The organism is Brachybacterium sp. NBEC-018 (assembly GCF_024860185.1).
GTDB lineage: Bacteria > Actinomycetota > Actinomycetes > Actinomycetales > Dermabacteraceae > Brachybacterium > Brachybacterium rhamnosum.
The window spans coordinates 3,556,095-3,566,618 of record NZ_CP100650.1 but is presented as its reverse complement, the minus strand read 5'-3'; the positions used below and the strand labels follow the sequence as shown (position 1 = coordinate 3,566,618).

The 10,524-nt window shown below is 73.7% G+C and carries 9 protein-coding genes and 1 tRNA gene; 3 read left to right on the top strand and 7 right to left on the bottom strand.

Going from position 1 to position 10,524, the window contains the following annotated elements; all coding sequences use genetic code 11:
- Positions 1–8: 8 nt before the first annotated feature.
- The 4 genes from NLU66_RS16215 to NLU66_RS16200 all read right to left on the bottom strand — a co-directional run bounded on the left by NLU66_RS16215 (position 9) and on the right by NLU66_RS16200 (position 3,892).
- Positions 9–725 (bottom strand): response regulator transcription factor, encoded by a 717-nt coding sequence (locus NLU66_RS16215; RefSeq protein WP_137771473.1) that lies wholly within the window; start codon positions 723–725, stop codon positions 9–11.
- 54 nt (positions 726–779) lie between these two features.
- Positions 780–1,247, bottom strand: coding sequence for a LapA family protein (locus NLU66_RS16210; RefSeq protein ID WP_259360630.1), 468 nt, complete (start codon positions 1,245–1,247; stop codon positions 780–782).
- Between the two features lie 118 nt (positions 1,248–1,365).
- Entirely contained in the window at positions 1,366–3,030 is a 1,665-nt protein-coding gene (locus NLU66_RS16205; protein ID WP_259360629.1) for a DNA repair helicase XPB, read from the bottom strand.
- A 100-nt stretch (positions 3,031–3,130) separates the two neighbouring features.
- Positions 3,131–3,892: a hypothetical protein gene (locus NLU66_RS16200; protein ID WP_259360628.1), complete on the bottom strand. Its 762-nt coding sequence runs from the start codon at positions 3,890–3,892 to the stop codon at positions 3,131–3,133.
- A 255-nt stretch (positions 3,893–4,147) separates the two neighbouring features.
- On the opposite strand from NLU66_RS16200, the gene gndA reads away from it, so the two are divergent.
- A complete protein-coding gene (gene gndA, locus NLU66_RS16195) occupies positions 4,148–5,608 on the top strand; it encodes an NADP-dependent phosphogluconate dehydrogenase (RefSeq protein WP_259360627.1) in 1,461 nt (486 codons plus the stop codon).
- Between the two features lie 99 nt (positions 5,609–5,707).
- Here gndA and NLU66_RS16190 read toward each other — a convergent pair whose 3' ends face one another.
- The gene (locus NLU66_RS16190) at positions 5,708–6,001 is read right to left on the bottom strand and encodes a hypothetical protein (protein WP_259360626.1); all 294 of its coding nucleotides are present in this window, start codon (positions 5,999–6,001) and stop codon (positions 5,708–5,710) included.
- A 209-nt stretch (positions 6,002–6,210) separates the two neighbouring features.
- Positions 6,211–8,376: a helicase-associated domain-containing protein gene (locus tag NLU66_RS16185; RefSeq protein ID WP_259360625.1), complete on the bottom strand. Its 2,166-nt coding sequence runs from the start codon at positions 8,374–8,376 to the stop codon at positions 6,211–6,213.
- 27 nt (positions 8,377–8,403) lie between these two features.
- On the opposite strand from NLU66_RS16185, the gene NLU66_RS16180 reads away from it, so the two are divergent.
- Together NLU66_RS16180 and NLU66_RS16175 are read left to right on the top strand one after the other, a co-directional pair.
- Positions 8,404–8,477, top strand: a tRNA-Leu gene (locus tag NLU66_RS16180).
- A 44-nt stretch (positions 8,478–8,521) separates the two neighbouring features.
- Positions 8,522–9,253 carry a YggS family pyridoxal phosphate-dependent enzyme gene (locus NLU66_RS16175; protein ID WP_259360624.1) on the top strand — a complete coding sequence of 244 codons (732 nt, stop codon included), beginning with the start codon at positions 8,522–8,524 and terminating at the stop codon, positions 9,251–9,253.
- Positions 9,254–9,280: 27 nt separating this feature from the next.
- Here the strand turns inward: NLU66_RS16175 and NLU66_RS16170 are convergent, their stop codons facing one another.
- Entirely contained in the window at positions 9,281–10,372 is a 1,092-nt protein-coding gene (locus NLU66_RS16170; protein WP_259360623.1) for an ROK family transcriptional regulator, read from the bottom strand.
- Positions 10,373–10,524 lie beyond the last annotated feature (152 nt).

Here is a 10,524-nt window from a genome sequence, read left to right as displayed (position 1 = left end):
GGAGCGGGTCAGCGGGACTCGGCCGCGCGGAGCACGTAGCCGATGCCGCGCTTGGTGTGGATCATCGGGTCGCCCACCACGTCGACCTTGCGCCGCAGGTAGGAGATGTAGGACTCGACGATGCCGACCTCGCCGGACCAGTCGTAGTCCCACACGTGGTCGAGGATCTGGGTCTTGGAGACCACGCGCCCGGCGTTGAGCATGAGGTAGCGCAGGAGCTTGAACTCGGTGGGGGAGAGGTCGATCGCGACGTCGCCGCGGTAGACCTCGTGGGAGTCCTCGTCCAGGCGCAGGTCGCCCACCACGAGCGCGCTCTCGACCGCGCCCTCCGCGGCGCCGTGGGTGCGGCGCAGCACCGCCCGGATGCGGGCGACGACCTCCTCGAGGCTGAAGGGTTTGGTGACGTAGTCGTCGCCGCCGACGGTGAGGCCGTTGACCTTGTCCTGCGTCTCGTCGCGCGCGGTGAGGAAGAGGATCGGGTACTCCTCGCCGCGGTCGCGCAGGCGGCGGGTGACGGTGAAGCCGTCCATGTCCGGGAGCATCACGTCGAGCACCACGAGATCCGGCTGGTGCTCGGTGGCCTCGCGGATCGCCTCGTTGCCGGTGGACGCCGTGAACACCTCGAAGCCCGCGAAGCGCAGCGACGTGGCGAGCAGGTCGCGGATGTTGGGCTCGTCGTCGACGACGAGCAGTCGGGCCTCGTACTCCTGGTCAGCGGTGTTCATGGCGCCCACCGTCCTCCCTCAGCCTGGGAATCGGTTGGACGTCCGCTGGACGGATCAGCGGACGGCGTTCTGGATCTTGGCCTGGGTCTTGCGGAGCTTGCGGATGGTCCAGCTCAGCTGGAAGATCCGCACGGAGCCCACGAGCGCCATGACCAGCGCGCCTGCGATCGCGGCGAGCAGCATCGCCACGCCGAGCGGGAGATCGAACTGCGCGCCGAAGTACTCGAAGGTCGCCTTGACGTTGTTCTGGATCACGAAGATGAGCAGCAGGATCAGGACCACGGCGCCGAGGATCAGCGCGATCCAGATGCCGGCGGTCTTGCCGCCACCGGCCTTGACGTCCTCGATCTCCGGGGTGCGGGGCTGCTCGGCGGTCTCCGCGCGGCGGCGCGGCGCGGGCGCCGGCTCGACGGGCTGCTCCGCAGGACGGCCGACGGGCTCGGTGCCCGCGGTCGGGGTGGGGTCGATCGGCTGGGGATCACGCGCGACGGGACGGTCGGTGCTCTCGGGTCCGGTGCTCATGGCTCGCTCCTGGGGGATGGGTGCGGGGAAGGGATGCGATCTGGCGCCACTGTATCCCCAGCCCCCGGTCGCGGGCGGGCAGGTGGGCCGCGGGAAGGACGTGCGAGGCGGGTCGGCGTCAGCCGGCGTCGGCCGCGCGCTCGGGGGCGGCGAGGTCCTCGCCGTCCACGATCGTGTAGGCGTAGCCCTGCTCGGCGAGGAAGCGCTGACGGTGCGCGGCGAAGTCCTGGTCCTGCGTGTCCCGCATGACCACGGTGTAGAAGTGCGCCGTGCGGCCGTCGCCCTTGGGACGCAGCAGGCGCCCCAGCCGCTGGGCCTCCTCCTGCCGCGAGCCGAACGCCCCGCTCACCTGGATCGCGACCGAGGCCTCCGGGAGGTCCACGGAGAAGTTCGCGACCTTCGAGACGACCAGGCGGTCGATCTCACCGCTGCGGAACGCGGCGAACAGCTCCTGGCGCCGGCGCACGCTCGTCTGCCCCGTGATGAGCTCCGAGCCCAGGTGCGCGGCGATCTCCTCGAGCTGGTCGAGGTACTGGCCGATCACGAGCAGCGGCTCCCCGGGGTGCCGGGCGGCGAGCCGCTCGACGACCGGGATCTTCGCGGGGTGCGCGGCGCCCAGACGGGGACGGTCCTCGGGCTCCGCCATCGCGTAGGCCATGCGGTCCTCCGCGGGCATCGCGACCCGCACCTCGGTGCAGTCCGCGGGGGCGATGTAGCCCTGCGCCTCGATGTCCTTCCACGGGGCGTCGTAGCGCTTGGGGCCGATCAGCGAGAACACCTCGCCCTCGCGGCCGTCCTCCCGCACGAGGGTCGCGGTGAGCCCCAGCCGGCGCCGGGCCTGGAGGTCCGCGGTCATGCGGAACACGGGCGCGGGGAGCAGGTGCACCTCGTCGTACAGGATCAGGCCCCAGTCGCGGGCGCTCATGAGCTCGAGGTGCGGGTGCACGCCCTTCCGCTTCATCGTGAGCACCTGGTAGGTGGCGATCGTGACGGGGCGGATCTCCTTGCTCGCGCCGGAGTACTCGCCGATCTCCTCCTCCGTGAGGGAGGTGCGGCGCAGCAGCTCGTCGCGCCACTGGCGGGCGGAGACGGTGTTCGTCACGAGGATCAGGGTGGTGCGGCCCATCGCGGCCATCGCCCCCGCGCCCACGATCGTCTTGCCCGCGCCGCAGGGCAGCACGACCACGCCGCTGCCGCCGTGGCGGAAGCCGTCCACGGCCTCCTGCTGGTAGGGGCGCAGCGACCAGCCGTCCTCCGCGAGGGCGATCGGGTGCGCCTCGCCGTCGACGTAGCCGGCGTGGTCCTCCGCGGGCCAGCCGAGCTTCAGCAGCGCCTGCTTCAGGGCGCCCCGCTCGGAGGGGTGCACGGCGGAGGTGTCCTCGTCGATCCGGGCGCCGACCATGCCCTGCACCCGCTTGGAGCGCAGCACCTCCTCGAGCACGGGGCGGTCCGTGGTGCGCAGCACGAGCCCGTGGTGCGGATCGGCCTCGAGGCGGAGGCGGCCGTAGCGGTCCATGGTGTCCGCGACGTCGAGCAGCAGCGCATGCGGCACCGGGTAGCGGGAGTGGTCCACGAGCGCGGCGACGACGGACTCGGCGTCGTACCCGGCGGCGCGCGCGTTCCACAGGCCCAGATCGGTGATCCGGTAGGTGTGCACGTGCTCGGGGGCGCGCTCGAGCTCCGCGAACGGGGCGATCGCCGCGCGCGCCGCGGCCGCGCGCTCGTGGGCGACCTCGAGCAGCAGGGACTTGTCGCTCTGGACGATGAGGGGGCCGTCGGTCATCCCGCCAGGCTACGCCGGGCAGGAGGCCGACGGCCCCCGCACGTGGCGCCCCTCTCGGGACGCCACGGGATCGGCCGACGGGATCGGCCGGGGTGAGTCCTCAGGCGCTGCGCAGGTCCGGGAGCTCCCGGCCGTTGAGACGCTCGAACATCCCCAGCTGGAAGAGGATCGTGAAGGGGACGAGCGCGATGACCGTGATGATCAGCGACCCGGCGACGGAGCCGATCACGGACAGCACGAGCCACGCGACGATCGTGGTGCCGAGGTTCGCGCGGACCAGCCGCGCGCTCTGCTTGAGCGCCTCGACAGGGGAGGCGCCGCGGGCGGCGGCCGGGATCGCGTAGAAGAAGGCGATCGAGGCGACGAGGCCCGGCAGGTAGAACAGGAACGTGCCGATCGTGACGATCACGCCCATGAGCAGCGCGGTGAGCATGATCCGGCCCGGGCCCACGAGGGCCTGGCCGATGCTCGGCCGGCCGCCCTCGAGGATCAGCTCGCCGGCGCGGCCGGTGCCGGACTCCCACAGCAGCATGATCGGCACGAGCAGCAGCAGGATCCCGAACATGATCGCGTAGGCGGCGACGAACATCCCGAGCTCGGGCTCCGCGTACGGATCCGAGGGCATCGCGTTGACCATGTAGACGGCGAGCCCGGCGACCGAGGCGCCCACCACGATCAGGGTCAGCAGGCCGTAGACGGCGCCCGCGACGAGGAACGCGGCGGGGTTGCGCAGCAGGGAGCGGCCCGCGAAGGAGAGGGCGGCGCCGAGATCCGTGCCGAGGTCCGTCCCCGGGCGGGGCCCGGGGGCCTGCGGGACGGGCTGCTGCTGCGGCGCGCCGGGAGGCGGCGGGACGGTGGACATGGTGGGTCTCCCCTCGGAGGGCGTCGGATTGTGAGCGGCGACACCGGCGGACCCCCGGCCACGGCCGGTTCCCCACGCCGTCGGCGCAGGAAGAGCCTAGGTCACGGCCCCGCGCACGGCGCAAGCGGTGACCCGCTCCGACACCGGACCGCCGAGGTCCCTAGAATGGTCTGCGATGCCCCGGGGCGGGGCGCGCGACGCACCGCGGACGCGGCGACCCTCCCCGGTTCACACCCACCGATCCGAGGAGATCCCATGGCAAGCTTCGCTCCGTCCCCCGCCGATGTCGCCGACATCGGTGTCACCGGAATGGCGGTGATGGGCTCCAACCTGGCCCGCAACTTCGCCCGCAACGGCTTCAAGGTCGCGATCCACAACCGCTCCGTCGGCAAGACCGAGAAGGTCATCGACGCCTACGGCACCGAGGGCGAGTTCTACCCCTCGGAGACCGCCGCCGAGTTCGTCGCCTCCCTGCAGAAGCCGCGCGTCGCGATCATCATGGTCAAGGCCGGCGGCCCGACGGACGCCGTCATCGACGAGCTCGCCGAGCTCATGGACGAGGGCGACATCATCGTGGACGCGGGCAACGCCCTGTACACCGACACGATCCGCCGCGAGGCCGCCCTGCGCGAGAAGGGCCTGCACTTCGTGGGCTCCGGCGTCTCCGGCGGCGAGGAGGGCGCGCTCAACGGCCCCTCGATCATGCCCGGCGGCACCAAGGAGTCCTACGACCGCCTCGGCCCGATGTTCGAGAAGATCTCCGCGCACGTCGACGGCGCCCCCTGCTGCACCCACGTGGGCGCGGACGGCGCGGGCCACTTCGTGAAGATGGTCCACAACGGCATCGAGTACGCCGACATGCAGGTCATCTCCGAGGCCTACGACCTCATGTCCAAGGCGCTCGGCAAGGGCGCCTCCGAGATCGGTGACGTCTTCGCCGAGTGGAACAAGGGCGACCTCGAGTCCTTCCTCATCGAGATCACCGCCGAGGTGCTCCACCACCAGGACGCCACCTCCGGCAAGCCGTTCGTGGACGTCATCCTCGACCAGGCCGCCCAGAAGGGCACCGGCGCCTGGACCGTGCAGACCGCGCTCACCCTGGGCGTGCCGGTCACCGGCATCGCCGAGGCCACCTTCGCGCGCTCCACCTCCGGCGGCACCGCGCAGCGCGAGGCCGCCCGCGCGGTCCTCCCGGCGGAGACCCAGCAGCTCGAGATCGCCGACGAGGCGCAGTTCATCGACGACCTCCAGAAGGCGCTCTACGCCGCGAAGCTGGTCTCCTACTCGCAGGGCTTCGACGAGATCGCGGCCGGCGCCAAGGAGTTCGGCTGGGACATCAACCTGGGCGACATGGCGAAGATCTGGCGCGGCGGCTGCATCATCCGCGCGAAGTTCCTCAACCGCATCACCGAGGCGTACGACCGCAACCCGGAGCTCGCGCTCCTGCTCGCGGACGAGTACTTCACCGCCGAGATCGCCAAGTGCGTCCCGGCCTGGCGCCGTGTGGTGGCCTACGCCGCCGCCTCCGGCTTCCCGGTCCCGGTGTTCTCCTCGACCCTGTCCTACTACGACGCGGTCCGCGCGGAGCGCCTCCCGGCCGCCCTGGTCCAGGCGCAGCGCGACTACTTCGGCGCGCACACCTACCAGCGCGTCGACACCGAGGGCACCTTCCACGTGGAGTGGTCCGAGGATCGTCGCGAGTCCAAGCAGGACTGAACCTGACGCAGGGCTGAGGCCCTGCTGACGACGGAAGGCCCGGACCGTGAGGTCCGGGCCTTCCGTGCGTCCGGGCCGCTGTGCCCGGTGCGGGGGTGCTCAGTACGTCTCGTAGTTGCCGCTGTTGACGGCGGCGACGACGAGCACGACGTAGCCGATGATGACGATCAGCCACAGCGCGAGGCAGATCGCGTAGGCGATCCAGCCCCACTTGTAGTACTTGTTCGCGGTCTCGAGATCGGTGTCGGCCTTGGTCAGGCCCAGGATCGCGAGGATCAGGGTGATGATGTTGCCGAACACGACCGTGCCGACGATCAGCTGGACGATCCACTTCGTCTTCGAGACGGGGGCGCCGCCGGTGGTCGAGGCGGCGGGGGCGGTGTAGTCGGTCATGGTGACTCCTTCGGATGATCGAGCACCGGGCGCGTCGCGCCCGGCCCCAGGTCCTCCGATCGAGGGTGACGACCGGTCCTGGCGCGAGCGATCGTAACCTGGGAAACCCCGGGGAGCGCCATGGGGAGGAGTCCCCATGGCGTGTCGCTGGCCAGGGAGGACGTGGATCCTCCGACTACCGGACGGTCACCGGAGCCGGAGCCGGAGCCTCAGCCGAGCGTCACCCGGTGCACGAGCACGGTGAACTCCTCGGGCTTGCCCGGTTCCCGCGCCCGCAGCCGCCCGCCGTCGAGGGAGACCGGCAGCGCCCGGCGCACCACGACCCCGCCGCGGCCGTCGACGATGCCGAGGTCCAGCTCGGTGCCCTGCGCGATCGCCTCGAGCAGCCGGTCCGTGACGGAGAGGTCGCCCTCGCCGTCCTCCGCCGCGCGCAGCCGGGCCACGGCCTCCGCGGGGGCGAGGCGCAGCTCGGGGCCGTCCACCGTGACGAGGTCGGTGTCCACCCCGCCGCCGGTCAGCGCATGGGTCAGCTCGGGCCCGCCGGCGCGGCCGTCGGGGCCGACGGCCGCGGGGGAGAGGCCCGCCTTCCGGGCGACCTGCAGGGCGAAGCCCGCGTCGGAGAGCGTCACGGCGACCGTCGGCGCGATCCGGTGCAGGGTCAGGGCCGCCGCCTCCGGGGCGGCCTGCAGGAGGTCCAGCACCTCCGCGGGAGCGGTGAGCACGGTCGAGGCGCGCGAGACGCACACCCGCCCGTGGCGACGCTGCTCGTCCCGCACGAGGTACTCGAGCGCCTGCGGCACCGGGGTGCGGGAGGTCGCCGTCAGCAGGGCGAGGAGGTCCTCGGGGTCCCGGCCCGCGGCGAGGGCGCGGCGCAGCGAGGCCGCCTCGAAGCGGAGCGTGAGCGCGCCGCCGCGGGAGACGGGCGTCGCCCAGTCCAGCAGCGGCAGCAGGCGCTCGGAGGGCCGGCCGGGGATGACGGCGGTGAGGTCCGCGTCGAGCAGGATCTCGTCGACCGGGGGAGGGGAGGCCTCGTGGAGGGCGGCGGCGAGGCGGGCGTCGGCCGCGGTGACGTCGTCGTCGAGGGCGAGCGCGAGGGCGTCGCCGAGCACGGTGAGCGCGCCGTCGTCGATCACGCCGAGCACCTCGCCCTCGGCGAGCACCGCCTCGGCCTCCTCCTGGAGGACCGCGGCGGGGACCAGCGGGAACGCCCAGGCGAGGTTCGCGGCGAGGGACTCGGCGGTCGCGGCGACCCCGGGGGCGGCCCGCAGGGCGCGCAGGGCGCTCCCGCGACGCGTGCGGGCACCGTCGCGGCGCGTGAGGTCGGAGAGCAGGGAACGGGTCGCCCCGGAGGGATCGGGGGTGCCGACGATCGTGGCGAGGTGGCGGCCGTGCGCCCAGGCGAGCACGAGCTCCGCCCAGCGCTGCTCGGCGCTCCGCTCGCGGTAGGCGTCCCAGTCCCGGGTCGCCTGCCACTCCTGGCCGTCGTGGCCCAGCAGTCCCGCCTGCCAGCCGCTCTGCAGCACGGTCGCATAGGCGAGCACGGTGGTGCCCGCGCGCTCGGCGAGCCGGCGCAGGTCCCGCTGCGGGATCCCGCCGCGGCGCAGCACCCCCGGCGGGTCCTCGTCGAAGCCGCGCACGGTGCCCAGCAGCCGCAGCGCCTCGAAGGCCCGCTCGACGGCCTGCGCGGCCCGGCTGCCGGGGATCCGCTCGGTGACCTCGGGACCCTCCGGCGCCGGACGCAGCGGGGAGAAGGCGCGGCGCACCCGGCCGCCCCGCAGGGCGAGATGCACCGGCCGCGGGATGACGAGACCGGACTCCTCGCGGCGCAGGAAGCCGGAGGCCTCGAGGGTGCGGGCGAGCGCGCCGTCCCCGGTGACCTCGGCGGGTCCCCAGGCGAGCGCGTCGAGCACCGGTGCGGGCACGCCGTCGGCCCGGGCGCGGTCCAGCAGCGCCTGCGCCTGCTCGGCATCCGGGTCCGACGGATCCGTGGGCGCGAGACCGGCGGGGGAGCGCAGGCCCTCGCGCAGCGGGCGCACGAGGTGCAGGGCGTCCTCTCCCCACAGCAGGGCGAGGGTCGTGAGGCGCTCGAGGGCGGGGCCGACGGCGGCCGGCTCGGCGGAGACGGCGGCCGCGAGCGCGCCGGGGGAGGCGCCGTCCTCGAGCACGGCGAGCGCCTCGACGAGGTGCAGCTCGGGGAGCGTGAGCGCCTGGAGCGCGCGGCGGGCGGAGGTGGGTCCCGCGGCACGGGCGGCGAGCGGGCCGATCCCGTGGGGCACCGGCGAGGCGAGGTCCGGCCGGGCGACGAGCAGGGCCTCGAGGCGGTCGTCGCCGAACCTTCGCAGGGAGTCCGCGAGGGACCGGATCGCAGCGGTCATGATCACCCCAGCATAGGCTGGAGCCTCGCCCCCATAGCCCAACCGGCAGAGGCAGCCGCCTTAAAAGCGGCGCAGTGCGGGTTCGAACCCCGCTGGGGGCACCTCGTACCCTGGTGCGGTCCTGCACCTCGTCCCGGACGGAGCCATGAGCACCTCCTCGCCTGCCCCCTCTCTCGCCGAGCGCCTCGACGCGGTGCTCGGGCGGATCGACGCCGCCGCGGAGCGCAGCGGGCGGGACGCGTCGGCGATCACGCTGCTGCTCGCGACGAAGACCCGCACCCCGGCAGAGGTCGCCGAGGCGGTCGCGCTCGTCCGCGAGCGGGGCCGTCGCCTCGCCGTGGGGGAGAACCGCGCCCAGGAGATCGCGAAGCACGCGGATCCGCTGCTCGCGGGCAACGGCGTGCCGCGGCACTTCATCGGCCGCCTGCAGACGAACAAGGCGCGGGACGTCATCGCCTTCGCCGAGCTGGTCCACAGCGCGGACCGCGACGACATCGTCGACGCCCTCGAGCGGCGTGCGGAGCTCGCCGGCACCCCGCGGGACGTGCTCGTGCAGGTCAACACCTCCGGCGAGGAGTCCAAGGGCGGTTACGCCCCGAGCCTCGAGGCGCTCGCCCCGGTCGTGGACCGGCTCGGGTCGAGCGACTGGCTGCACCCCGTGGGGCTCATGACGATCGGCGCGAACACGAGCGAGGAGTCGCAGGTGCGGGCCTCGCTGCGGTCGCTGCGGGAGCTGCGCGACGCCCTCGCCGCCCGCCCCGGCGCCCCGGCGCTGCCGGAGCTGTCCATGGGGATGAGCGGGGACCTCGAGATCGCCGTCGAGGAGGGTGCGACGATCGTCCGCGTCGGCTCGGCGATCTTCGGCGCCCGCGCCTGAGCGCCCCGCGTCGCGACGGCGCGGGGATCAGCCGGCGCCGACGAGCGCCTGCGGGATCCCGTACTCGTGCTCGAGCACCTCGCACGCGGCGCCCACCGCGATGAGGTCGGTGCCCCGCGTGGAGAGCATGACCTCCACGTGCTGCCAGGGCTCCCCGTGCAGGCCCGCCTCGAGCACCTCGCGGATCGCGTCCATCGTGCGGCCGTGATGCGCGTGGACGGTGCGGCCGCCGAGGACGATCCGGTCCACGTCCACGAGCCGCACGAGGTCCAGCACGATGCTCGCGATGATCCGGGCGGCGAGCTCGTCGTCGCCCGCGGCGAGCGCGGCCTGGTGCTCGGCCTGTGCGCAGCCGCGGCGCCCGCAGGTGCACGGCGCGCCGTCCAGGCGCACGACCGTGTGGCCCACCTCCCCGGCGTGGGAGTGGGCTCCGCGCACGATCCGCCCGTCGAGGCAGAGCGCCGCGCCGAGGCCGTCCTCGACGAGCAGCAGGGCGGCGTCGCGCAGCAGCCCGGGCTGGGACCAGGTCTCGCCCACGAGGGCGGCGCGCGAGTCGTGGTCCAGCAGCACGGGGAGGTCGAGCTCGGCGGCGAGCAGCGCCCGCAGCGGGGCGCCGCGCCAGGGATCGGGCCAGGAGGTGCCGCGGTAGACGCCGTCGGCCGCGTCGACCGGACCGGGCATGCCGAGGCCCACGCCCACGAGCTCCCCGTCGCCGTGCCCGGCGAGCTCGCGCGCCTGGGCGGCGAGGGTCGCGACGAGCTCGGGCACGGGCTGCAGGCGGCCGATCTCGAGCTCGCGGCGGGCGATGATCTCGCCGGAGAGGTCGGCGACGACACCGTGCAGGCGGGAGCGGGTCAGGTGCAGGCCGATCGCGCGGCGCGAGCCGGGTTCCATGCGGTACAGGGTCGTGGGCTTGCCGGGGCCGGCGATCACGGTGCCGGCCTCCGCGACCAGGCCGCGGCCCATGAGGCGGCCCAGGATCTTGGAGATGGCCTGGGGCGTCACCTGCAGCGCGGCGGCGAGCTCGGCGCGGGAGACGGGTTCGCCGCGGCGTGCGACGGCGAGCACGGCGGCATCGTGCGCGCCCGCCACGCGGTCGAGAGCGCCCGGGGATCCCATCGCGCCATCGTCGCACGGGACGTGATCTGGGTCAGGTCCGTCCGGGAGTTCGGCCCCGACCCCTTGACGTATCGCAACAGCGTTTGCTTATTCTGGTGCCGGGTCGATGGAGCCCGTCCCTGCACGCACTCCCCGCAAAGGTCGAACGCCTC